General features: G+C 58.7%; 25 protein-coding genes. 1 reads left to right on the top strand and 24 read right to left on the bottom strand.

The annotated features are described in order from the left end of the window. Positions 1–32: 32 nt before the first annotated feature. The 24 genes from QMK58_RS07520 to QMK58_RS07405 form a co-directional block, all read right to left on the bottom strand. Entirely contained in the window at positions 33–1031 is a 999-nt protein-coding gene (locus QMK58_RS07520; protein WP_053161875.1) for an ADP-ribosylglycohydrolase family protein, read from the bottom strand. Continuing rightward, positions 1028–1741, bottom strand: coding sequence for a GntR family transcriptional regulator (locus QMK58_RS07515; RefSeq protein WP_053161877.1), 714 nt, complete (start codon positions 1739–1741; stop codon positions 1028–1030). Before QMK58_RS07515 ends, QMK58_RS07520 begins: the two co-directional genes overlap by 4 nt. A 268-nt stretch (positions 1742–2009) precedes the next feature. Continuing rightward, positions 2010–2978, bottom strand: coding sequence for an L-arabinose ABC transporter permease AraH (gene araH, locus QMK58_RS07510; protein WP_320396095.1), 969 nt, complete (start codon positions 2976–2978; stop codon positions 2010–2012). Positions 2979–2990: 12 nt separating this feature from the next. Further along, positions 2991–4535 carry an L-arabinose ABC transporter ATP-binding protein AraG gene (araG, locus tag QMK58_RS07505; protein WP_320396094.1) on the bottom strand — a complete coding sequence of 515 codons (1545 nt, stop codon included), beginning with the start codon at positions 4533–4535 and terminating at the stop codon, positions 2991–2993. Positions 4536–4598: 63 nt separating this feature from the next. Further along, positions 4599–5603 carry a substrate-binding domain-containing protein gene (locus QMK58_RS07500; RefSeq protein ID WP_320396093.1) on the bottom strand — a complete coding sequence of 335 codons (1005 nt, stop codon included), beginning with the start codon at positions 5601–5603 and terminating at the stop codon, positions 4599–4601. Positions 5604–5734: 131 nt separating this feature from the next. Next, entirely contained in the window at positions 5735–6553 is an 819-nt protein-coding gene (locus tag QMK58_RS07495; RefSeq protein ID WP_053161883.1) for an SDR family oxidoreductase, read from the bottom strand. A gap of 273 nt (positions 6554–6826) precedes the next feature. Next, on the bottom strand, positions 6827–7702 hold the full coding sequence (locus tag QMK58_RS07490; RefSeq protein WP_320396092.1) for an SMP-30/gluconolactonase/LRE family protein: 876 nt from the start codon (positions 7700–7702) through the stop codon (positions 6827–6829). 107 nt (positions 7703–7809) lie between these two features. Beyond that, complete coding sequence (locus tag QMK58_RS07485; RefSeq protein ID WP_320396091.1) at positions 7810–8526, bottom strand: FadR/GntR family transcriptional regulator; 717 nt, start codon at positions 8524–8526, stop codon at positions 7810–7812. A 66-nt stretch (positions 8527–8592) separates the two neighbouring features. Next, positions 8593–9153, bottom strand: a complete 561-nt coding sequence (locus QMK58_RS07480; RefSeq protein WP_053161888.1) for a DUF1285 domain-containing protein — start codon at positions 9151–9153, stop codon at positions 8593–8595. A 16-nt stretch (positions 9154–9169) separates the two neighbouring features. After that, positions 9170–9778: a DUF4823 domain-containing protein gene (locus tag QMK58_RS07475; protein WP_053161891.1), complete on the bottom strand. Its 609-nt coding sequence runs from the start codon at positions 9776–9778 to the stop codon at positions 9170–9172. Positions 9779–9938: 160 nt separating this feature from the next. Then, positions 9939–10907, bottom strand: coding sequence for a GTP 3',8-cyclase MoaA (locus tag QMK58_RS07470; RefSeq protein WP_053161893.1), 969 nt, complete (start codon positions 10905–10907; stop codon positions 9939–9941). 138 nt (positions 10908–11045) lie between these two features. After that, positions 11046–11684: a TetR/AcrR family transcriptional regulator gene (locus tag QMK58_RS07465; protein WP_053161895.1), complete on the bottom strand. Its 639-nt coding sequence runs from the start codon at positions 11682–11684 to the stop codon at positions 11046–11048. Between the two features lie 394 nt (positions 11685–12078). Beyond that, the gene (locus QMK58_RS07460; RefSeq protein WP_320396090.1) at positions 12079–12870 is read right to left on the bottom strand and encodes a TatD family hydrolase; all 792 of its coding nucleotides are present in this window, start codon (positions 12868–12870) and stop codon (positions 12079–12081) included. Between the two features lie 73 nt (positions 12871–12943). Beyond that, positions 12944–13930 carry a DNA polymerase III subunit delta' gene (locus tag QMK58_RS07455; RefSeq protein ID WP_053161899.1) on the bottom strand — a complete coding sequence of 329 codons (987 nt, stop codon included), beginning with the start codon at positions 13928–13930 and terminating at the stop codon, positions 12944–12946. Next, a complete protein-coding gene (gene tmk / locus QMK58_RS07450; protein ID WP_053161900.1) occupies positions 13923–14555 on the bottom strand; it encodes a dTMP kinase in 633 nt (210 codons plus the stop codon). Before tmk ends, QMK58_RS07455 begins: the two co-directional genes overlap by 8 nt. Before the next feature lie 19 nt (positions 14556–14574). Next, positions 14575–15798, bottom strand: coding sequence for an endolytic transglycosylase MltG (gene mltG, locus QMK58_RS07445; protein ID WP_320396089.1), 1224 nt, complete (start codon positions 15796–15798; stop codon positions 14575–14577). A gap of 3 nt (positions 15799–15801) precedes the next feature. Further along, on the bottom strand, positions 15802–16617 hold the full coding sequence (gene pabC / locus QMK58_RS07440) for an aminodeoxychorismate lyase (RefSeq protein ID WP_053161904.1): 816 nt from the start codon (positions 16615–16617) through the stop codon (positions 15802–15804). Further along, positions 16617–17861: a beta-ketoacyl-ACP synthase II gene (gene fabF / locus QMK58_RS07435; protein ID WP_053161906.1), complete on the bottom strand. Its 1245-nt coding sequence runs from the start codon at positions 17859–17861 to the stop codon at positions 16617–16619. The genes pabC and fabF overlap by 1 nt, the downstream gene beginning before the upstream one ends. A gap of 108 nt (positions 17862–17969) precedes the next feature. Next, positions 17970–18206 (bottom strand): acyl carrier protein, encoded by a 237-nt coding sequence (acpP, locus tag QMK58_RS07430; protein ID WP_003175607.1) that lies wholly within the window; start codon positions 18204–18206, stop codon positions 17970–17972. A 196-nt stretch (positions 18207–18402) separates the two neighbouring features. Then, positions 18403–19143 (bottom strand): 3-oxoacyl-ACP reductase FabG, encoded by a 741-nt coding sequence (fabG, locus tag QMK58_RS07425; protein ID WP_053161908.1) that lies wholly within the window; start codon positions 19141–19143, stop codon positions 18403–18405. Positions 19144–19159: 16 nt separating this feature from the next. After that, positions 19160–20098 (bottom strand): ACP S-malonyltransferase, encoded by a 939-nt coding sequence (gene fabD, locus QMK58_RS07420; RefSeq protein WP_053161910.1) that lies wholly within the window; start codon positions 20096–20098, stop codon positions 19160–19162. A gap of 126 nt (positions 20099–20224) precedes the next feature. Next, complete coding sequence (gene plsX / locus QMK58_RS07415; protein ID WP_082344542.1) at positions 20225–21235, bottom strand: phosphate acyltransferase PlsX; 1011 nt, start codon at positions 21233–21235, stop codon at positions 20225–20227. A gap of 4 nt (positions 21236–21239) precedes the next feature. Beyond that, positions 21240–21422: a 50S ribosomal protein L32 gene (gene rpmF / locus QMK58_RS07410; RefSeq protein WP_003179396.1), complete on the bottom strand. Its 183-nt coding sequence runs from the start codon at positions 21420–21422 to the stop codon at positions 21240–21242. 13 nt (positions 21423–21435) lie between these two features. After that, the gene (locus tag QMK58_RS07405) at positions 21436–21963 is read right to left on the bottom strand and encodes a YceD family protein (protein ID WP_008050439.1); all 528 of its coding nucleotides are present in this window, start codon (positions 21961–21963) and stop codon (positions 21436–21438) included. Between the two features lie 105 nt (positions 21964–22068). On the opposite strand from QMK58_RS07405, the gene QMK58_RS07400 reads away from it, so the two are divergent. Continuing rightward, entirely contained in the window at positions 22069–22647 is a 579-nt protein-coding gene (locus QMK58_RS07400; RefSeq protein ID WP_320396088.1) for a nucleoside triphosphate pyrophosphatase, read from the top strand. Positions 22648–22708: the final 61 nt, after the last annotated feature.

Below are 22708 nucleotides of genomic sequence, written 5' to 3'. Positions count from 1 at the left end.
CCCTGCGGCAGCTCCTACACGGGTTATGTATCTCAGCGCAGGGTGAGGAGCCCTTTCACCAAAGGCTCAAGCTCCAGATCATTGACGGATTTGACCGTGTCGATCATCTCGACAGGCCAACTCTCAAGGCCCAGACAGGCACCGAGCATTGCGCCCAGAATCGCCGCGATAGTATCGGTGTCGCCCCCCAGGCTGGCGGCCATGCACAGCGCATCGAAGGCGCTCATTTCACCGATGGCCACTTGCTGGGCCAGGGCGAACGACACCACCACCGATTCCTGGGACGCCACCGACGTGCCGATCACGTCGTACATCAAATCCGCCAGCAACAGATGGTCGCTGTCGACACTGATGCTGCGGGCCCAACTGATACGTGACGCGATGCGCCCACCGGCTACCCAATGGCCATGGTTTTCCGCCTGCTGGGCGATGTGCTGACCAAGGTTCAAGGCCTCGCCAAGGTCCAGGCCATTGATGCCAGCCGATACCACAGCCGCCACCGCCGCTGCACTGGAAATCCCCAGCGTGGTGTTGTGAGTGACCTGGCAAGCCTGCACGACAGCCGCGATAAACCGCTGAGGATCGGCGACATCGGCGGCGATCCCGACCGGTGTGATGCGCATCGCCGCGCCGTTGGTGGTGCCGTAGCGCCCGGCCTCTTCCGGCGAGTGCCCGGCAAGAATCATCTCGATGGCGCGTTTGGTCGAGGGTCCCAGCAAATCCTGCGAGCCCTTGGCCTGCATGGCTGCTTCCCATTCGATCAAGCGTTGCGCGAGCACCGCCGGTTCGAACTTGCCCCCGCCCTCAACCAGCAATTGAGCGACCAGAATGGCTTGTTCGGTGTCGTCGGTGATCGAGCCCTTGGGCATGTTCGCAGCAATCGGTTGATCGGGGCCGGCATCTTCGAGGTCGGTGATATTGCCGAAACGCGACTGGATCTGCGTGCGGCTCAAGGATTGGGTCGGCATGCCAAGGGCGTCGCCCAGGGCCAGTCCATAAAACGCGCCCAAGGCACGATTGAGCGCAGTCATCGCAAACTTCCAAATTGCAGGTGCAAACGAAAATGCACCGGATCGAGCAGACTTTCGACCTGCTCCATGAAGCGGTTCTGCCGATCGTATGTCGTACGCAAGGCTTTGAGGAACACCGTGCCGACCGGGCGCCCGAGCAACTCGGCGTCTTCGGCATTCAGCGGTTCGGCGCCGATCCACTGATCGCCTCGTTCGCCGATATAGCCGTAGGCAGCCAGGGTGATGGTCAGGGAATTGTCGATCAGACCGACACGCGGCAGGCTTTCCAGGCCTCCGGTGGCGGGCATCAAGGAGCGTTCAAGGGAGACCAGCGTGCCTTCGTTTGAACGCCGACGACGGTCGAGGGTGATGAACTGGTCAGTGCCGAAACGCGACAGCAGATCAGTACGCGTGACGGCCTCCAGCCGCAGCACTTCGGTGTTGACCAGCGCTCCGCTATCCGCGAGCGCCTGGGCCCAGCCGCTACGTTGATCGAGCGCCACACCGTCGAATGTCACGATGGAACCGACGCCGCTTTGCGTCGCGATGTAATTGCGCCGTTTCAGTTCCGCCAAGGCTTCGCGCAGCGTGCCTCGGCTGACTTTGAATTCTTGAGCCAACTGATGCTCACCCGGCAAATGAAAGCCATCCTCCATGAGACCGCTTTCGATGCGCCGGATGAGTTCGTCGACCACCCGTTGTTTCTTGTCGAATCGTACCTGTCTAATCATGTACAAATTGATACCCGAAACGGGTTGGGACGGGCAAGGAATATTTAAGGGACGTGACGGAAGGGATAGTAAAAAACCGGGACCGTTACACGGTCAATCGCTGGCAGGCTAGCTGCCTCAGGGGATTTACGGCGAACCCGGAACATCTAAACAACACAAAAAAACAGTGGGAGCTAGCCTGCTAGCGATGAGGCCGGCGCACCCAACATCAATGTTGGCTGACAGTCCGCCATCGCGAGCAAGCTTGCTCCTGAAGATGTAATGAATGTCAGCGTTGTTTCAGTCGGTCAATCACCACCGCCAACAGCAAAATAGAACCCCGAATCACATACTGATAAAACGTGTCGATGTTCTTCAGGTTCATCGCATTCTCGATGATCGCCAGAATCAACACCCCGGCTATCACGTGCCGAATCATGCCGATCCCGCCGCTCAGCGACACCCCGCCCAACACGCATGCCGAGATCACAGTCAGTTCGAAACCCTGGCCGATCATGGGTTGGCCGGAGGTCATGCGCGAGGCCAGAATCACCCCGGCCAGCGCCCCGATCACGCCATGCACGGCGAAGATGATGATTTTGGTCCGATCAACGTTGACCCCGGCCAGCAATGCCGCTTCCTGATTGCCGCCGATGGCCATGGTGTTGCGTCCGTAGGTCGTGTAGTTCAGCAGCCAGCCGAAAAACAGGAAGCAGACGATGGTGATCAGAATCGGCACCGGCACGCCAAACAACTGGCCGTTGCCGAAAACGAAGAACGATTCCAGGGACACGCCCACCGCTTTGCCGTTGGCAAAGATATATGCCAGGCCACGCACGATCTGCATGGTCGCCAGTGTGGTGATCAGCGCATTGACGCGCAATTTGGCGATGACGATGCCGTTGATCAGTCCGACGATCAGGCCCATCACCAGCGCCGCACAAACGCCGAGTAACACACTGTCGGTGTCGCGCATCACCACCGCTGCAACCACGCCGGCGCAGGCAATCACAGAGCCCACAGACAAGTCGAAATGCCCGGAAGCCAGGCAATACAACATGGTGCACGCAGCGATGCCGGTGGTGGAAATCGCGAGGCCCAGACCGCGCATGTTCAGCGGCGAGAGAAAGTTGTCGATCAACAAGGTGCAGGCGACAAAGATGCCGACCGCCGCCAGCAGCATCACCCAGTCATCGAGGAAACGCCGCAGGTCCAGAGGCTTGCGCTGGGTCGGCAAAGTGTTGTTTTGGGCTGTCATCATAGTCACCTCTCAGTTCGCCACGCCGTCGGCGCGTTGGCGCGGCAAAGCCAGTTGCAGCAGGTTGGATTCATTGGCCTGTTCGCGGCTCAGTTCGCCACGCAGCGCGCCTTCACACAGCACCAGAATGCGGTCGGAAATGCCCATGACCTCCATCAGGTCACTCGACACCACAATCACCGCAATGCCGTCGGCCGCCAGGTTATGGATGATCTGGTAGATCTCGGCCTTGGCACCGATGTCGATGCCGCGTGTCGGCTCGTCGAGCAGCAGCACTTTCATCGGCATCGACAACCAGCGGCCCAGAATCGCCTTCTGCTGATTGCCACCGGACAGGTACATGATTTTCTGCGCCGGATTAGGCGTCTTCACTTTCAGCGCCTGGATCTGTTGGTCGGCGTTGTCTTTTTCCCACAGACCGCGCAACAGGCAGCCGAAGGTGGAATGGGCGCCGCGCGCGCTGATGTTGATGTTCTCGGCAACGCTGGCCAGCGGCAGGATGCCCTCTTTCTTGCGGTCTTCCGGACACAGCAGAATCCCGGCAGCGATGGCATCCCGAGGCGAGTGCAACTTCAATTCATGACCGCGCAGTTCAAGGCGCCCGGCTGAGTTGCGCTCCAGTCCGCTGAGTAGGCGCAACAATTCTGTACGACCCGCGCCGACCAGTCCGAACAGCCCGAGAATTTCACCTTTGTGCACGTCGAAACTCACCGGCTCGCGCAGCCCTGGACCGAGCAGACCATCGACCCTCAGCGCGACCGCTCCGCGTTGGCGAGGCCGATAATCGTAGATGTCCTGAATGTCGCGCCCGACCATGCAAGTAACCAGCTGATCGTGAGTCAGCTCGCTCATGTCCTCGAACGTGCGCACGTAGCGGCCGTCCTTGAACACCGTCACCGCATTGCAGATGCGGAACACTTCTTCCATGCGATGGGACACGTAGAGCACCACTTTGCCTTCGTCGCGCAGGCGTCCGATGATCGCCATCAAGCGATCGATTTCCCGCGCCGAGAGGCTGCTGGTGGGTTCGTCGAATGCAATCACGTGGGCACCACGGGACAGCGCCTTGGCAATTTCCACCAGTTGCCGTTGCCCGAGGGACAGGCGCCCGACTTTGTCCTGCGGGTCGATTTCATCGGCCAGCCCCCTCAGGCAAGCCAACGCCTGCTGACGCAGAAGCCCGCGATTGATCAGGCCGAAACTGGCGGGCAAGTGGCCAAGAAAGAGGTTCTCGGCCACGGTCATTTCCGGTACCAGGTGCAGTTCCTGGTGAATCACCGCGACGCCGCTGCCGATGCTGTCGGCAGTGGACTTGAAATCCATCACCTGAGCGCCGATCTGCAGGCTGCCGCTGCTCGGCGTATAGGCGCCACCGAGGATTTTCAGCAGCGTCGACTTGCCGGCGCCGTTCTCGCCCATCAAGGCGTGAACCTGTCCCGGATGCGCGATGAAGCTGATGCCGTCCAGTGCCTTGACGCCGGGAAAGGTTTTGCCAATTGCGTTGAAGCGCAAGCTGCCGTTGGCGCTCTGTTCGTGTTCGATTGTTTGCGCGTGCATAACCACCTCTTCACTCAGATCAGACAACCCCGTCGCCGAGGCCGTCGCTGAAATCAATGACCGTCAATTCCACAGGCCGATCTTTTCCAGTTCCTGCTTGAAGTTGTCGCGGGTGATCAGCGTCACGTCGTCCATCGCGGTGTACTTCGCCGGTTCTTTGCCGGTGGTGACCCATTCGTACATCATGCTCGCCGTGTTGTAGCCCTCGATATGCGGGCTCGGCAGCATCGAGCCGTAGAAGCCGCTGTCAGGTTTCTTCAGTTCACCAATGGCGTCGGTGCCGTTGATGCCGATACCGATCACGTTGGCTGCGGCGAAACCGGCGCTTTCAGTGGCGCGCACACCGCCCAGCACGGTGTTGTCGTTCATGCCGCCGATGATCAGGTTCTTCGCCGCGCCCGGCAGTTTCACCAGCGCCGAATTGGTGGCGTCCATGCTGCCCGGCACATCGAGGGTTTTGAGGGCCGAGAACAGAATGTGATCCTTCGGCATACCGGCATCTTCCAGCGCTTTCACCGACCCGTCGGTGCGTTTTTTGCCGGTATCGAGTTCGTTGTAGGTATTGATCACCGCATAGGTGTCTTTCCAGTCCCAATTGCGCTTCTTCGCTTCGGTCGCCATGGCATTGCCTTGTTTCTGGCCGACTTCGAACGCCGCCATGCCGAGGTACGGCACGTCTTCCATGAACTTGCCGCTGGCATCGACGAAACGGTCATCAACGGCGATCACTCTCAACCCGTTGAGCTTGGCTTTGGCCATGATCGCCGGGCCGAGGGACACGTCCGGCGGACAGATCACGAAACCTTTGGCGCCATTGGCCGCGAGGCTGTCAATGGCCGAGAGGGTTTTCTCGCCGTCGGGCACGGCGATCTTGATCAGGGTGAAACCCTTCTCCTTCCCGGCCTTTTCGGCGAACGCCCATTCGGTCTGGAACCAGGGCTCTTCCGCTTGTTTGACCAGAAAACCGATTTTCACTTCCTCGGCCGCAAGCAACGCACTGGTGAGGCTGACCGCGGTGACCGCCAAAGCGGCACAGCACAGGGAACGGATCCCACGACGACGATTCATAAGCTGACTCCTTGTTGTTTTTGTTGAGCATTCTTGGAAAGCCATAAAACGGTAAAAGGCGGCACGGCCAAAAGTCATATCGTATGATGATTGGATTTCAGGCGTCGTTCTGCGCCTCAAACCTCGCACACTCAGTCGTGATACATGACCGAACGACCACCATCGATAGTGATGCACGAGGCGTTGATGAATGGCGCTTCATCGCTCGCCAGGAATACTGCCGTCATCGCCACTTCGATCGGCTGTCCGATGCGTTTTGGCGGATGCAGGTCAAAGGCGCGTTGCCGCTCGGCATGCGGATCGGCAAAGCCGTTCCAGTAGTCGACGTTCAATTGGGTTTCAATGTAGCCGGGCGCGATGGCGTTGACGCGAATGCCCTTGGGCGCGTATTCGATGCCTAATGCGCGGGTCAGGCCGAGCAAACCATGCTTGGCCACCGGATACGGAAAGCAGCCGGGAATGATGTGGCTGGAATGGGTCGAAGCGATATTGATGATGCTGCCGATGCCTTGCTCGATCATCTGCGGCAACACTGCCTTGCAGCCATACCAGGCACCATCGAGGTCAATGGCAAAGCAGCGGCGCCAGTCTTCCTCGGTCATCTCCAGCGGATCGCGGAACACGTTGACCCCGGCGCAATTGACCAGCACGTCGATGCGCCCGTGGCGCTCTACCGCCAATCTGGCCATCGCCTGCAGATCCTGCTGGCACGACACGTCGGCCTTGATCGCCACGACATCCGCCCCTTGGTCCCGCCAGTGCGCCGCGACTTTCTCGACTTTCTCGGCCTGGATATCGCTGATGATCAGCTTGGCTTGCTGGGACGCGAAGGCCGCGACGATCGCCTCGCCAATACCTTGGGCGGCGCCGGTCAGCAGCACGACTTTATTTTTCAGGCGTTCGCCTTTGGGTGGCTCGGGCACCGGTGGCAGGGTAAGGGGTTCAGCCATGGATCAGGACTCCTGTTCGAAAGCATGACGAAAACCGGGCATCTGTGGATGTCCGGTTGAAAGGCGTAGAAGTAGAAACTGGCAAGAACGCAAACGTTTCAGCGTGGAAGCGCTCTGAGGCACTGACTCCACACGGACGTGCGGTGGAATTTCGCTGCATCACTTCACCTGTTTTGTTTTTTTAAGTGTGAGTGCATGTACTTGGTGGAGCCGACTATAAACCCGGCCCGCAGAAAATCTCAATATATATATTCGCATCCCATATTATGGGACTCAACCTGCAAATCGGGTGCAGGGTTTTCCGCCGATATCCATAGCAATCGATAACACCGCCCCATCCAACGGGTGGTTCCGTGGGCTGGCAGCGCTCGTGATGAACAGGGTTTTCAAGTCTTCACCGCCGAATACGCAACTGGTGGGACGGCTGACCGGCAACTCGATCACTCGATCAACCGCGCCGCTTGGCGTTAGCCTCAGCAAGCAACCGCCGTCCCAGCGCGCATTCCAGATGAAACCTTCTGCATCCATCGCCGAGCCATCCGGACCGCCGCGCTGATGGGGACCGAACCAGACTTGAGACGGATCGAGCACGCCGTCGGTGCGAATGAAATGCCGATACAACGTGCCATCGAAGCTGTCGCCGAAATACACCTGAGTGGCGTCATCGCTCCATAGCAGCGTGTTGGGAATGCCCAGTCCGCGCAGCAGCGGTGTCACACGGGCATCAGGATCAATGCGAAACAAACCGCCGGTACGCCTCACGACGGGCAGGTCTTCACCGTTTACGCCGATGTTGTTTTGCATGGTGCCGAGCCAAAGTCGGCCCTGTGCATCGCAGCGGGCTTCGTTGGCGCGATTGCCGGGTTGTGGATCGGCGATACAGAACAGCGTGAGCCGCGGCTCCAGCCCTGGTGAATCCAGGTCAAGCCGATAGACACCGCTGCTCAAGGTCACAAGGGCATCACCGCTTTCACAGGGAATGAACGCCGACACGTGCTCGGGCATCTCCCAGATTTGCACATTGGAACCGATCAGGCGCAGGGCTTGTTTGCCGGCGATATCCACCCAGTACAGGGCCTGTGCGGGAACGTCCCAGAACGGGCCTTCACCCAGTTTCGCCCGATGCTCGGTAAGCGCCGTCAGCGTCATGAAGCCTCCTGTATTGTTTTTGTTTTTATGCAGCGCTAGGGATGGTGTGTCAGTCGAGGCCACAGCGGTTGATACACCCTCGCCAGTTCCTACCGTTATTGCAGTTGTCAGCTGGCCTTTTTATCGGCCATGACTTGTGGGTAGTAACGCTTGATCGCCAGGTCGGCGTTGTCGATAAGGGTCATGCAGGCCCAGACGCCCCGTGCCGTATCCCGTGCGGCAATGGCTTCGGCCAGGTCTTTGTGAAGGGGTAAGGTGCGGCGTAATTCGTTCGGGTCGGCGGCGGACACTTCGAACGCTACAGCGAGCAGCGCTCCCAATGCGGGAACCATTTGTTCGATGAATTGATTGTGGCTGGCGGCGAGGATGCACTCGTGAAACACCTGGTCGGCGCGGTTGTAATCAATGCCGCTGTCGACCGCTCGTTCCAACGCGTTGTAAGCCAACAGGATGGCGTCGACTTGCTCGCCATTGGCGCGCTCGCACGCCCAACGCACCGCCATCGGTTCGATGGTGCGGCGCAGGTCGAGCAAATCGTCGACGAAGTTTTCCGGCAATCCGCTGCGAGACAGCCAACCGACGACCTGCGGATCGAAGAGATTCCAGCGGCGCACCGGCAAAACCCGCGTGCCGACCTTGGGTCCGACTTCAAGCATACCTTTGGCGACCAGCGTCTTGATGGCTTCGCGGATGACCGTGCGACTGACGCCGAGTTGCTCGCCGAGATCGGCCTCGACTTTGAGGGATTGCCCCGGTTTGACCTGCCCGGTGGCGATCCAGCAACCCAGCCAATCGACCGTTGACGCATGAAAGCTGCTGGACATGGACACCTCAAAGCCGTTCGCAATGAAGGCTAACGCTAATCATCATATGATTGGCTGTCAATCTTTTCAGGGCTCCAGGCCGATACGGAAAAACTCGCCGCCACTCCACACACCGAGCCAGCGCTTCCCGTCGATCTCGCGACTGACCGCCAGTTCCACCAGCTGGTAGAACACGTTGCGGTGAATCAGCGCTTCAAGATTGGTTCGCACATGAACGTAAGGCGCCGGTTCTTGAGTGTCCGGGTCGATCACCACGCGGATCGGGTGTTCGGCTCCAGCCTCTGCGGTCTCGTCAACATTGGTGGTAAAGCGCAGGCGTTGCGCCTCACCCTCGCCCTCCACGTCAACGGCAACCGCCACGAACGGCGCATCGTCGACCTTGATGCCGACCTTCTCTACGGGGGTGATAAGGAAATAATCATCGCCGTCGCGGCGGATGATGGTGGAGAACAATTTGACCATGGGCTTGCGTCCGATCGGCGTCCCCAGGTAGTACCAGGTGCCGTCTCGGGCGATGCGCATGTCGATATCGCCGCAGAAGTCAGGGTTCCACAGGTGGACCGGCGGCAAGCCTTGGGTCTTGGGGATTTGCCCCAGCAGGTCGTTGGCTTTTTGCGGGTCACTCATGGTGTTCTCCTTGGGTTTACTGGTCGCTGAGCCCCAGCAGGCTGCGCGCGTATTGTTGCAACGGCGGGCCCATCAGGTCTTCGGGTTTTTCGTCGTGGAACGTCAGCAAACCGCCACGACTCTTGATATGTGCAGTATCAATCAAATACTGGGTGCTGGTCTCGATCAACATGATCTGAATCACGCCGCTGTCGACGCCCAGGCGATCCAGCGCTTCCTGATCCAGCCACTCGTCCGAGTTGCCGATGCGGTCGTCGGACTTGGCAAAACGGGTGTAGAGCAGGTAGTGAGCACCGACGGCACGGGCTTCACTCATGGCCTGGTCAAGCCCTTCCGGAACTCGGGCGCGACGGACCATCGGGAAGTATTCAACAAAGCCATCGAAGGCGACTTCGGCAATCACATTGGGGCGCGGGTAAACGGTGCTGCCCGGCGGCATGAACGCACCCTGGGCAATGTAGACGAACGAGTCCGGTTGAATGCGCAGGTTGTTCACGCGACGGCTGTCGCTGTGGTCAAGCAAACCTGCATCGCTCATATGGTAACGAGTCCCTTCGGCCATATCGCTGACGTTCATGCAGCCACCAAGCGCCATAACGGTCAGCAGCAAAACCAGGCTACGCATCCTATCCTCCAGGGGCCGGTGACGGAAAACCGGCGAATGGTCGTGGGATGCAGCTTCCGCGCCAGCTCCCGCTCACCAACACTCAGATCGCATTACGAGCAGGCTCGCACAGGGGATCGCATTTCAATGTGGGAGCGTGCCTGCTCGCGATGAGGAAAGATCAGCCGCCGATGATTTTCATTACGGTCGCGCCACCAGAGAACGCTACTTCCTGCTTGTCCCCCAAGGCTTTCACCAAGAGTCTCTGCAGGGCCGGCAGTGCCTGGTGGCGCGGCTTGTCCAGGAGATCACCGATGTAATGCCGATTGCTCGATGACAGGCAGCCATGCAGCCACCCCGTTGAGGACAAGCGCAATCGTGAACAGGTTCGGCAGAACGGGACGCTCTCGTTGGCAATCACGCCGAAATGCCCTAGCCCCGGAATTTCGTAGCGCACGGCGGTTGCATCGACCGGTGCATCGGCTTGCAAATATTCGTAACGCTCGCCGATCAGGCTCAGCAATTGCTGGAGGCTGACAAACTGTTGCAGAAAGGAATTGGAGTCGCTGGCCAAGTGCCCCATGCGCATGAGCTCGATGAATCGCAGTTCATAACCGCGCTCCAGACAGTAATCGAGCAGAGGCATCACCTGGTCGAGGTTCTGACCGCGCAACGGCACCATGTTGACCTTGATCTTGAGGCCGGCCGCGTGGGCCTGGTCCATACCGTCGAGCACAGTCGCCAGGTCGCCGCCACGGGCAATACCGCGGAACGCACTGGCATCGAGGGTATCGAGGGAAACGTTGATACGCCGGATGCCGGCATCCACCAGCAAGGGCAGTTTCTTCGCCAGAAGCTGCCCATTGGTGGTCAGGCTGATGTCTTCCAGCCCCATCTGTCCAACCGCCGTCATGAACGCTTCGAGTTTCGGGCTGACCAGCGGCTCGCCACCGGTGATGCGCAAACGCTCGATGCCGGCGGCTTCGATCAGATATGCCACACCGCGGGCCATGGCTTCGGCCGACAATTCATCCTGCGCAGCCACCAACCGCTTGCCGTTAGGCACGCAATAGGTACAAGCATAATTGCAGGCTGAGGTCAGGCTGATGCGCAGATTGCGAAAACGCCTGCCTTGACGGTCAACGATCATGATTTCTCCGGTGGAAGACTATTTGGGGCCGCTAAAACTTGACCTAGAAATCAAGTTTTAGCAAGTCCTACACCTGAGTATATTCCTGCGCACGTCACCCTGTAGCGAAATCATGGCGCAATAAGGTGGCTGAATGGCTCAGCTGCTCGGGGTATCGCTGTCGCGCTTGCGCTTGTTGCCCATGCGTACGCCGATGTCCATCAGAAACTGGAAGAAACCTTCCTGATCTTCCAGCACGTTGCTCCAGAATGGCGAGTGATACAGCGCCACGGCGCCGTGCACCAGCGCCCAGGATGCGCAGTAATGGAAGTAAGGTGGGACGTCCTCAAGCTTGCCTTCGCTGATCCTCCCCTTGATCAGCAATGTCAGGCGTTCGAAGTTCGAGGCGCGAATCTTGTGCAGCTCCTCGATCATCTCCGGGACCTGATTGCCCTTGACCACCTTTTCTTCCAGGCGATCGAACAGGCGATAGCGCTGAGGATCGCGCATGCGGAACTCAAAATACGCGCGAGACAGGGCTTCCTTGTCCTTGTCGACGTCAGCGGAATGCAAGAGCTCGTTCAAATCACGCTCGTAATCGAGCATCAGGCGCAAATAGATTTCAGCCTTGGATTTGAAGTGCTTGTAGATCGTGCCTTTGCCGATACCGACAGCATCAGCAATCATCTCGACGGTGACACTGTCTTCACCTTGTTCGAGGAACAGCTTGAGCGCGGTATCGAGAATTTCTTGCTCGCGGCGACGAAACTCACGGACCTTACGGGGTTCTTTATGCATAAGAAAAGGTCTGTTCGGGTCAAAAATCGAAGCCGCGTATTATGCCTAACTTGCGTAAAAATGCACGGATCATCCGACCATATCTGCGCTTTCTGGTCATTCTGTGCACGCCGCCGGGTTGATGAGAACTCTTCCGAAGCGGCGGTATTCCAAATTTGTTTAAAAATCCCGGACATCAAACTGGACGAGATGCAATCCTGATCAATACTTGAACTGTCGGCGGGACATCTCCCCCAAGTGTCATGCCGATATTGGTACCAACGGACCGCGTGCCATTGTTTTACTCCTAATGGTCTTAACCCGGATTCACCCCCCAGAACCCGGGTTTTTTTTGCCTGCGATTCAGGCGCAAAAGCCCCGTAGGAGCTGCCGCAGGCTGCGAACTTTTCCGGCGTTACGCCAAACCCCTGACATGCGCCAAGGGAAACAATCGCTTAAAGTTCTCTGTGGTCTGCTCAGCAAATCGCTCATAGGACTCACCCCGCAACATTGCCAGAAATTCCGCTACTTCACGCACGTACTGCGGCAGGTTCGGCTTGCCGCGATAGGGGATCGGCGCCAGGTACGGCGAATCGGTTTCCACCAGCAACCGGTCGGCAGGCACTTTGCTGGCCACATCGCGCAAGGCGTCGGCATTGCGAAAAGTGACAATTCCGGACAGGGAAATGTAGTACCCCATGTCCAGCGCAGCCCTCGCCATCTCCCAGTCTTCGGTGAAGCAATGCAGCACGCCTGCCTGGGGCAGTGCTGCGTCACGTAGCAGATCCAGGGTATCGGCACGGGCGCCACGGGTGTGGATGATCACCGGCTTGCCCGTCTGCTGCGCCGCTTGCAGGTGCAGGCGAAAGGATTCCTGCTGCAACACTGCCGCTTCCGGCTCGTAATGATAGTCCAGGCCAGTTTCGCCAATCGCCACCACACGCGGGTGATTTAGCTCATGCAACAGCCAGTCGAGGGCTGGTGCGGCGCCCGGTTGAACATCCAGAGGATGTACGCCAACCGAACAATCGACGTCGTCATAACGCTCGGCCAGGGCTTTAACGTCGGCAGCATTGTCAGCACTGACACCGATGCACAGAAAGTGCCCGACTCCGCGCTGGCGAGCGGCATCGAGTGCGGCATCCAGTGAACCGTCGTGGGCAGTCAGGTCAAGGCGATCGAGGTGGCAATGGGAATCTACGAGCATAAAAGGGCCGCAACTTACATCGAATGAGTGGGACAACAGGATTTACCAGTGCTTTAAGTCTAGGCCCGGACAGTCATCGCTGGGCGGGCAAGGACGCCCATTGCACCAGCAAGGCTTCCAGCAACAAAACCCGATTAAGGTTCGCTTTGCTCAATACTTTCTGGCGCTGGGAGAGGATCCAGTCCTGAATATTCAAGACTTTGTCCTGAGCGGTTTTCTGCGCCAGATACTGAATGACCTTGCGCATATCGGTCAGCCCCAGCCCGCCCTCATCCTGAGTCAGCTGATAGCGCAGGATCAGGCTGGACCAATCGCAGAACCAGTCAAACAACAAAAGCAACGGAATCGCATTCCAGCCTTCAGCCAGTTGCGTTGGCGATTGTTGCTGCTTGAGCAGCTTTTTTACCCCCTCAACGACTTGGGCCCGCTGATCGCGAACGCCCTGAGCCTGCAAAGTGACCGCAGCCAGCGGCGAGCCCGCCGCCAGGGTCAGCAGTTCAGCACGCTCCTCTTCTGTGCAGTCCGGCAAGGCCTTCGCCAGCCAGGCTTGACTCATGGCCTCACTCGGCAACGGGCAGGCCTGCTGCACGCATCGGCTCTTGACGGTCGGCAACAGGCGGCTTGGCTGGTGACTGACCAGTAACAGAACGGTATTGCCGGAAGGCTCTTCAAGGCTTTTCAGCAAGGCGTTGGCGGCATTGATATTCATCGATTCGACCGGCTCGATCAGCACCACTTTGCGCCCACCCAGTTGCGCAGTCTGCACAACGAAGCTGACCAGGTCCCGAACCTGATCGACCTTGATCGCCTTGTCGGCCTCTTCCGGTTCCAGAATATAGTTGTCCGGATGACTACCCGCCTTCAGCAACAGGCAGGATTTGCATTCGCCACAGGCCTCAAGCCCAGCGGGACGCTGACACAGCAGTCTGGCCATTAAGCGTTCAGCCAGCGCCCGTTTGCCGATACCGGCCGGACCGTGCAACAGATAGGCGTGGGCATGCTGGGCACGACCGGCCAGTTGCTGCCACAGACTGTCCTGCCACGGATAGGCCTCAGCCACGGGTTAGCTCCAGCAAACGCGGCAACAGTGCATCCAGCGACTGCTGAACCTGCGTCAACGGTTGTGCAGCGTCAACCAGAACATAGCGCGCCGGATCCGCTTCGGCTCGCTTGAGGAAGGCACTGCGCACGGCATCGAAAAAGGTCCGGCCTTCGAGTTCGAAGCGATCCAGGCGACCGCGAGCACTGGCGCGGGCAAGGCCTACTTCCACGGGCAAATCGAAAATCAGCGTCAGGTCCGGGCGCAGATCGCCCTGAACAAAGGTCTCCAGGGTGGCAATGCGCTCGAGCGACAAACCGCGACCACCGCCCTGATAGGCATAAGTCGAATCGGTAAAACGATCACACAAAACCACAGCACCACGGGACAAGGCCGGGCGAATCACCTCGGCCAGATGCTGGGCTCGTGCAGCGAACACCAGCAGCAATTCGGTATCCGGGTTCATGACTTCATCGACCGGCGCCAACAGCACTTCGCGGATGCGCTCGGCCAGTGGCGTTCCACCCGGCTCGCGGGTCAACACCACCTCGATACCGGCGGCGCGCAAACGCTCGGCAAGGTATTCGCGGTTGGTGCTCTTGCCGGCGCCTTCAGGGCCTTCCAGCGTAATAAACAAGCCAGTCACAGGCAGTCCTTAGTCAGAGTCATTGCGAGCTTTGCGGTGCGGTTGCATCAAGAACCGGTGCATCCGGTGCAGGTACAGGCGCAGGTTCTTGCGGCGGCACCTGAGGCAAAGTGTCGGGAGCGCCGTTCGGTGACGCGTCGGGGATCGGTGCCTCGATTTCCTCAGTCTCCGGTTCGGCAGCTTCATCCACCGGCGTCTCGGGCGCGGAGATCGGCGCCGGACTGGAGCGGTAGTCGGCGCGACGCTTGATCTGGTACTCACGCACCGCATTGTTGTGCGCATCCAGATCATTGGAGAACACATGGCTGCCATCACCGCGCGCCACGAAATACAGACTGCTGCCCTCCACCGGATTGAGCGCCGCATGGATCGCTTCGCGACCGACCATGGCAATCGGGGTCGGCGGCAGGCCAGCGATCATGTAAGTGTTGTAGGGCGTGGCTTCCCGCAGATGTGCCCGGGTCAACTTGCCGCTGTAACGGTCACCGAGGCCATAGATCACCGTCGGGTCGGTCTGCAGCAACATGCCCATTGCCATCCGCCGCACAAACACGCCGGCTATCTGCCCACGCTCCTGCGGCACACCGGTTTCCTTTTCTACCAGCGAAGCCATGATCAGCGCCTGATAGGGCTCAGTGTACGGCACGTCAGCCGATCGTTGCGCCCACTCCTTGGCAAGCACATCGTTGAGGCGATCATAGGCAATTTTCAGCAGCTCGACATCGGACATGCCGCGCACGAAACGATAGGTGTCAGGGAAGAATCGCCCTTCCGGAAAAATCCCGGTATGGCCAAGCTTGTCCATGACCTGGCTGTCGCTCAAGCCCTCAAGGGTCTGCTCCAGCTTTTCGTCCTTGGCCAGTGCCGCACGGACTTGATGAAAATTCCAGCCTTCGACCAGGGTCAGGCTGTACTGAACCATCTCTGCTCGCTTCCACAGGTCGATCAGCCCTTCGACCGTCATGCCGGGAAGCATGCGGTATTCGCCGCTGTGCAGAGGTTGTTTGGGTAGATTGAAGCGCCAATAGACGCGCAGCCAGAACGCGTCCTTGATGACGCCGTCGGCTTCCATTTTAAGGAACGTACGATTCGGAGTAGTGCCCTTGGGCACCTCCAACAGTTTTTCCTGAGTGATATTCAGCGGCTGCACCAATGCTGAATGAATTTTCCAGGCAGAAGCGCCCAACATCAGCCCCGCCAGAACCAGTCCGGTTTCCAGCAGCAGCAAGAGTTTACGTCTCACGTATCAAGCATCCAGTAGCTCATTGGCAATGGTTTGGAGTTTACGGGTGAGCGGCCCAACCGGCCAGCTCAGTGCTGCATAAGAGCGCACCGGCCAAATGCCATAAACGCTGTTGCAGACAAAGACCTCGTCAACCCATTGCAGCTGTTCGAGGGGGATATCGGTAATTTGTGTGGGGATACCCGATGACTTGGCTTGAAATAAAACTTCATCACGCATCACCCCGGCGACGCCACAGCGCTTGAGATCCGCCGTGATCAGCACGCCATTGCGCACCAGGAACAGATTGCTGAATACGCCTTCGATCACGCGCCCGGCTTGATCAAGCATCAAGCCTTCCGCATGCTCGGTGTCCTGCCACTCAGCGCGAGCAAGGACCTGCTCCAGGCGATTCAAATGCTTGAGGCCAGCGAGCAGAGGCTGTTCGGAAAGTCGTGTGGCACAAGGGAACAGCCGCACCCCTTGCTCGGCATGGGCGGCGGGATAGGCCGCTGGCGGGTTACCCGACAAAATACGTCGCGCCGGCGCGGAGGGATCGAAGGCATAGCCTCGTAAGCTATCACCGCGTGTGACGATCAGCTTGAGCACACCTTCGTCCAGCTTCGCGGCATAATTCAGCAGCTCGGTGACCATGACCCCATGATCAAGGTTGATTGCCAATCGCTGGCAACCACCAGCCAAACGCGCCAGATGACGATCCAGCAGCAGCGGAACGCCATTTCGCACAGCGATGGTCTCAAACAGACCATCGCCGTAAGCCAGGCCACGATCCTTCAGCGACAGAGCGTCAGCCGGTTGACCGTCGACCCAGCTATCCATCAGCCTGCGAACCGGCGGAACACCAGCGAGCCGTTGGTCCCGCCAAACCCGAAGGAGTTGGAGACGACCACATCGATGTCCATGTTGCGCGCAGTGTGCGGCACGAAATCGAGATCGCAGCCTTCATCCGGCTCATCGAGGTTGATGGTCGGCGGCGCTACCTGGCTGTTGATTGCCAGCACGCTGAAGATCGCCTCGACCGCGCCCGCCGCACCCAACAGGTGACCGGTCATGGACTTGGTCGAACTGACCGCCAGCTTGTAGGCGTGATCGCCGAACACCGACTTGATCGCACAGGCTTCGGCGAGGTCGCCGGCCGGGGTCGAGGTGCCGTGGGCATTGATGTACTGGACCTGATCGCTGTTGATCTTCGCATCGCGCAGGGCGTTGGTGATGCAGCGTGCAGCGCCAGCGCCATCGGCCGGTGGCGACGTCATGTGGTAAGCGTCGCCACTGGTGCCGAAACCGATCAGCTCGGCATAAATGGTCGCACCGCGAGCCTTGGCGTGTTCCAGCTCTTCGAGGACCAGCGCACCGGCGCCATCGGACAAAACGAAGCCGTCACGGCCCTTGTCCCATGGACGGCTGGCACGGGTCGGCTCGTCGTTGCGGGTCGACAATGCGCGGGAGGCACCGAAGCCGCCCATGCCCAGGCCGCAAGCGGCCATTTCGGCACCGCCGGCAATCATCACGTCGGCTTCGTCGTACATGATGTTGCGGGCTGCCATGCCGATGCAGTGCGTACCGGTGGTGCACGCGGTGGCGATGGCGTAGTTAGGTCCCTGTGCACCGAGGTGAATGGACAGGAAACCGGAAATCATATTAATGATCGAACCCGGCACGAAAAACGGAGAAATCCGTCGTGGACCGGTTTCGTGCAGCGTGCGGGCGGTTTCTTCGATATTGGTCAAGCCGCCAATACCCGAACCCATGGCCACGCCGATACGCTCACGGTTGGCGTCAGTGACTTCCAGACCGGCGTTGCGCACCGCCTGAAACCCTGCGGCCAGACCGTACTGGATAAACAGGTCGAGCTTGCGCGCTTCCTTGACTGACAGGTATTCCTCGACATTGAAGCCCTTTACCGAGCCGCCAAAACGGGTGGAATAGGCAGAAAGGTCGGTGTGTTCGATCAGACCAATGCCACTGCGGCCAGCCAGAATGCCCTGCCAGCTGCTCGGCACATCCGTGCCCAGTGGCGACAACATACCCATACCGGTGACTACGACGCGTCTACGCGACACAGCACTCTCCTTTTTCAAATGACGACTTTGCATCAGGCCTAAAGAAAAAACCGCACGCCATGATGGCAGTGCGGTTTTTCCATGACAGCGAGCAACGATTACAAACTATTACGCCTGGTGGCTAGTAACGTAGTCGATTGCAGCTTGTACAGTAGTGATCTTCTCAGCTTCTTCGTCAGGGATTTCGGTCTCGAATTCCTCTTCCAGAGCCATCACCAGCTCAACGGTGTCAAGGGAGTCGGCACCCAGGTCTTCAACGAAGGAAGCAGTGTTGACCACTTCTTCTTCTTTAACGCCCAGTTGCTCAGCAACGATTTTCTTGACGCGCTCTTCGATGGTGCTCATACCTTGTTTTCACTCCTAATGGACAAATTCAGGCAGCTGGCCAGTGGGTAAGTGTATAGAAAGGCTTTTCAGCTTTTCAACTGAAAGCTTCACTCCTCAGACCCGGTGACCCACTGCCTATAAATAGATTGCAGCTTTATAACGGATTTTAGACAGCTCGTATGACATTTTTTTGAAGCAATCCGTCACATTTGAATTACATGTACATCCCGCCGTTCACCGGGATTGTAGCCCCAGTCACGTAAGCCGCACCGTCCGACGCAAGAAAAGCGACCACGGACGCGATCTCTTGAGCTTGACCCAGACGACCCAGAGGAATCTGCGTTTGCAAGGCTTCACGCTGCGCCTCAGGCAGTTCACGGGTCATATCGGTGTCGATGAACCCAGGGGCCACCGAGTTTACCGTAATCGAACGCGAACCGACTTCACGCGCCAGTGCACGGCTGAAACCTTCCAGACCAGCCTTGGCGGCAGCGTAGTTTACTTGGCCTGCGTTGCCCATGGCACCCACAACCGAGCCAATACTGATAATTCGACCCCAACGAGCCTTGGTCATGCCGCGCAAAACGCCCTTGGACAGGCGGAACAGACTGTTCAGGTTGGTATCGACAACGTCATGCCACTCGTCGTCTTTCATGCGCATCATCAGATTATCGCGGGTGATACCGGCATTATTGACCAGGATCGCCGGCGCACCATACTGCGCCTGAATGCTTGCCAGGACACTTGCCACGGACTCGTCGCTGGTGACATTGAGTTCCAGCCCGGTGCCTTGAACACCGTTTTCTTTCAGGGTGGCAGCAATTCGCTCAGCGCCCGAGGCGGAGGTCGCGGTACCGATCACGATAGCGCCCTGACGACCCAGTTCCAGGGCGATAGCCTGGCCAATGCCACGGCTTGCACCGGTGACCAGTGCAACTTTACCTTGCAGACTCATGCAAGTTTCTCCTGATTCAGGCCAACGCCGCACGAGCGGCAGCGAAAGCGTCTGGGGTATTGAGGTTGGATGTCGACACGCCTTCAGCGCAGCGCTTGTTCAGACCGGCCAGCACTTTGCCCGGACCGCATTCGACCAGCTGGGTCGCGCCCTTGGCGGCCAGCGCCTGGACCGATTCAACCCAGCGTACTGGCTTGTAGAGCTGCTCAAGCAAATCGCGCTTGAGGATTTCCAGATCAGCCGGAACATCGGCACTGACGTTCTGCACCACAGGAATTTGCGGTACCTGCCAGTCGATCGCGGCGATCGACTCAGCGAAACGCTCAGCGGCCGGACGCATCAGCTCGCAGTGGGACGGCACGCTGACCGGCAACGGCATGGCGCGCTTTGCACCACGAGCCTTGCAGCCCTCGATGGCGCGCTCGACCGCCGCCTTGGCACCAGCAATGACGACCTGGCCCGGAGAGTTGAAGTTGACCGCGCTGACTACTTCGCCTTGCGCCGCTTCGGAACAGGCAGCCAGCACGTCAGCATCGTCCAGACCGAGGATCGCGGCCATACCGCCCTGCCCGGCCGGAACGGCTTCCTGCATCAACTGACCACGACGCTCGACCAGTTTCACGGCATCGCCCAGACTCAGACTGCCTGCCGCAACCAGCGCGCTGTATTCACCCAGGCTGTGGCCGGCAACGTACGCCGGATGCGCACCGCCTTCGGCCAGCCACAGACGCCACAAAGCGATGGAGGCAGTCAGAATGGCCGGCTGGGTTTTATCGGTTTGATTGAGTTGCTCTTCCGGCCCTTGCTGGGTCAGTGCCCACAGGTCGTAACCCAGAGCATCGGAAGCTTCTTTGAATGTTTCGAGGACAACCGGATGTTGTGCGCCCAACTCGGCCAGCATGCCGAGGGACTGCGAACCCTGTCCTGGAAAGACGAATGCGAGGGAAGCAGACATGTAACAAGCCCCTAATGATCTTGTCGTCGGAGAGTTGACGTCCCGCTTTAGGGGACGCAAGAAACTGACAGTTGGATGGTCACTCGAACCGAGCGGTCACATTTAAGCATTGTCCGACGAAAACGCCTAAAGCAACAAATCCTCCAGACGACCGTGTATGCGCTCCGGCAGATTCTCCTGAATTTCGATCAGTGCGCGCTGAATGGCGCTTTGAAAGCCCTGCACCCCGGCAGATCCGTGGCTTTTTACGACGATGCCCTGCAAACCGAGAAAGCTCGCACCATTGTGTCGCGCAGGCGCCAGATCAGCCTGTAGACGCTTCATCAGGGGTAGCGCCAAAGCACCGACCATGCGCGATGCGACACTCTGCCTGAACAACGCCTCGATACGCCCGGCAATCATGGTTGCCAGGCCTTCACTGGATTTGAGCAGGATATTGCCGACAAATCCGTCGCACACCACCACATCCGCTTCACCTCGGTACAAACCGTCACCTTCGACAAAACCGATGTAATTGATACCCCGGGCCGCCTGTAACAACGTCGCGGCCAGCTTGACCTGCTGATTGCCCTTGATGTCCTCGGTGCCGATGTTCAGCAAGGCCACGCGCGGGCGAACAATCCCCAGAGTTTCGGCCGCGACCGAGCCCATCACCGCAAACTGCAACAGATGCTCTGCACTGCAATCGACGTTGGCACCCAGATCGAGCAACTGGCAGTAACCCTTCTGCGTCGGAATCGCCGCCACCATGGCCGGCCGATCAATGCCCGGCAAGGTCTTGAGTACAAAACGCGACAGCGCCATCAACGCTCCCGTATTGCCGGCACTGACACAGGCCTGAACCTTGGCGTCGCGCAGCAACTCAAGCGCCACGCGCATGGAGGAGTCGGGCTTGCCTCGCAGGGCTTGGGCAGGTTTTTCATCCATGGTGATGACTTCGGACGCCGGAGCAATCGACAGGCGTGCGCGATCCACAGCCGAATGGCCAGCGATCAGTTCTTCAAGTAGGGAGGGTTGACCGACGAGGGTCAGGTGAAGCGAGGGGGTAGCAGCCAGGCAAGCGAAGCTGGCTTGAACAATGCTGCGGGGACCGAAGTCCCCGCCCATTGCGTCAATCGCGATGACTTGAGCAGACAAGTGATTACTCGTCAGCGCCCTTGTCGATCACTTTACGACCACGGTATACGCCTTCTGGCGATACGTGGTGACGCAGGTGAACTTCACCGGTGGTTTTTTCTACAGACAGGGTGCTAGCCTCGAGAGCGTCGTGCGAACGGCGCATGTCACGGGCAGAGCGGGATTTTTTGTTCTGCTGAACAGCCATAATTGATTAACTCCTAAACGTTTGGGTCACGCTTTAACTGCGCCAATACACTGAACGGGTTGGACCGCGTTACCTCGTCCTCGCTCGGTTCGGGCTCATCGAGACCCGCCGGCTGCTGGCATTCTTCCGGATGATGAGCAGGCACAATGGGCAAGGCAAGCAGAAGCTCCTCCTCGATCAGTGACTGCAGATCCAAAGGATCTTCGCCCAGTTCCAGCACGTCATAACCTTTCGGCAACGACTGGGTATTCGCACCCTCCTTCACCACAGCGTAACTGCATTCGCTATGGATCGGCAGGGTGACCAGCTCAAGACAACGCTGGCAAACCATTTTGACCTCAGTGTCGATAAAGCTGTGGATGACCACAGATTTACGTTCATCTCGCTCAAAAACGAATTTAGCCTGCACCGTACCGACATTGTCGGAAAGCGGGTCGCAGAGTCTCTCCAAATCGGCCAGCAGCATTTCACCTTGAAGGGTGGTGCCACGATCAGCCAATTTGCGCGGGTCAACGTGAGGTGGAATCGGGTCATTCAACATAGGCGCAGCATTATAGGGATGCACCCGGCCATGTCAAAGGAAATTCAGCCCTGTCCGTCACTTGGAAGCGCCGCTAGAATTCACGACTGCCATTTGGAGTTGCGCATGCTGCCTTTATTACTCGCTTCCAGCTCAGCCTATCGCCGGGAATTGCTCACCCGCTTGCAGCTGCCATTCACCTGCAGCTCGCCGAATATCGACGAGAGCCATCGCCCCGACGAGCCCGCGATAGAGCTGGTCAAACGCCTGGCCGAAGAAAAGGCACGCGCCTTGGCGGCCAGCCATACCGCTCATCTGATTATCGGTTCCGACCAGGTCGCCGTGCTCGGTGACAGGATTATCGGAAAGCCCCACACCTTTGAAAAAGCCCGGGAGCAGCTGCAAGCCTCAAGCGGCGCCAGCGTGACGTTTCTGACCGGGCTGGCGCTGCTGAACAGCCAGACCGGCCACTGCCAGGTCGACTGCGTTCCATTTACCGTCCACATGCGCACCCTCGAGACCGCACGTATCGAGCGCTACCTGCGCATAGAGGAACCCTACGACTGCGCTGGCAGCTTCAAGGCCGAAGGGCTGGGTGTCAGCCTGTTTCAAAGCACCGAAGGACCTGATGCCACCAGCCTGGTCGGCCTGCCACTGATCCGACTGATCGATATGCTGTTGGCTGAAGGCGTGCAAATCCCCTGAACGCAAAAGATCGCAGCCTTCGGCAGTTCCTGCAGGGAGCAGGAGCTGCCGAAGGCTGCGA

Origin of the sequence: Pseudomonas sp. P8_241 (genome assembly GCF_034008315.1) — a bacterium.
Classification (GTDB): domain Bacteria; phylum Pseudomonadota; class Gammaproteobacteria; order Pseudomonadales; family Pseudomonadaceae; genus Aquipseudomonas.
Note: the sequence above shows the minus strand (reverse complement) of the source record. Positions and strands in the feature narration are given on the sequence as shown.

Coding starts and splice junctions, on each gene's coding strand:
- QMK58_RS07520 (WP_053161875.1), bottom strand. CDS start 1,031: ATGACTGCGCTCAATCGTGCCTTGGGCGCGTTTTATGGACTGGCCCTG.
- QMK58_RS07475 (WP_053161891.1), bottom strand. CDS start 9,778: ATGCGTAGCCTGGTTTTGCTGCTGACCGTTATGGCGCTTGGTGGCTGC.
- QMK58_RS07490 (WP_320396092.1), bottom strand. CDS start 7,702: ATGACGCTGACGGCGCTTACCGAGCATCGGGCGAAACTGGGTGAAGGC.
- QMK58_RS07470 (WP_053161893.1), bottom strand. CDS start 10,907: ATGATCGTTGACCGTCAAGGCAGGCGTTTTCGCAATCTGCGCATCAGC.
- QMK58_RS07400 (WP_320396088.1), top strand. CDS start 22,069: ATGCTGCCTTTATTACTCGCTTCCAGCTCAGCCTATCGCCGGGAATTG.
- fabD (WP_053161910.1), bottom strand. CDS start 20,098: ATGTCTGCTTCCCTCGCATTCGTCTTTCCAGGACAGGGTTCGCAGTCC.
- QMK58_RS07480 (WP_053161888.1), bottom strand. CDS start 9,153: ATGAGTGACCCGCAAAAAGCCAACGACCTGCTGGGGCAAATCCCCAAG.
- pabC (WP_053161904.1), bottom strand. CDS start 16,617: ATGGATAGCTGGGTCGACGGTCAACCGGCTGACGCTCTGTCGCTGAAG.
- QMK58_RS07485 (WP_320396091.1), bottom strand. CDS start 8,526: ATGTCCAGCAGCTTTCATGCGTCAACGGTCGATTGGCTGGGTTGCTGG.
- araG (WP_320396094.1), bottom strand. CDS start 4,535: ATGCACGCGCAAACAATCGAACACGAACAGAGCGCCAACGGCAGCTTG.
- araH (WP_320396095.1), bottom strand. CDS start 2,978: ATGACAGCCCAAAACAACACTTTGCCGACCCAGCGCAAGCCTCTGGAC.
- QMK58_RS07495 (WP_053161883.1), bottom strand. CDS start 6,553: ATGGCTGAACCCCTTACCCTGCCACCGGTGCCCGAGCCACCCAAAGGC.
- QMK58_RS07465 (WP_053161895.1), bottom strand. CDS start 11,684: ATGCATAAAGAACCCCGTAAGGTCCGTGAGTTTCGTCGCCGCGAGCAA.
- QMK58_RS07460 (WP_320396090.1), bottom strand. CDS start 12,870: ATGCTCGTAGATTCCCATTGCCACCTCGATCGCCTTGACCTGACTGCC.
- acpP (WP_003175607.1), bottom strand. CDS start 18,206: ATGAGCACCATCGAAGAGCGCGTCAAGAAAATCGTTGCTGAGCAACTG.
- QMK58_RS07500 (WP_320396093.1), bottom strand. CDS start 5,603: ATGAATCGTCGTCGTGGGATCCGTTCCCTGTGCTGTGCCGCTTTGGCG.
- rpmF (WP_003179396.1), bottom strand. CDS start 21,422: ATGGCTGTTCAGCAGAACAAAAAATCCCGCTCTGCCCGTGACATGCGC.
- fabG (WP_053161908.1), bottom strand. CDS start 19,143: ATGAGTCTGCAAGGTAAAGTTGCACTGGTCACCGGTGCAAGCCGTGGC.
- QMK58_RS07405 (WP_008050439.1), bottom strand. CDS start 21,963: ATGTTGAATGACCCGATTCCACCTCACGTTGACCCGCGCAAATTGGCT.
- QMK58_RS07515 (WP_053161877.1), bottom strand. CDS start 1,741: ATGATTAGACAGGTACGATTCGACAAGAAACAACGGGTGGTCGACGAA.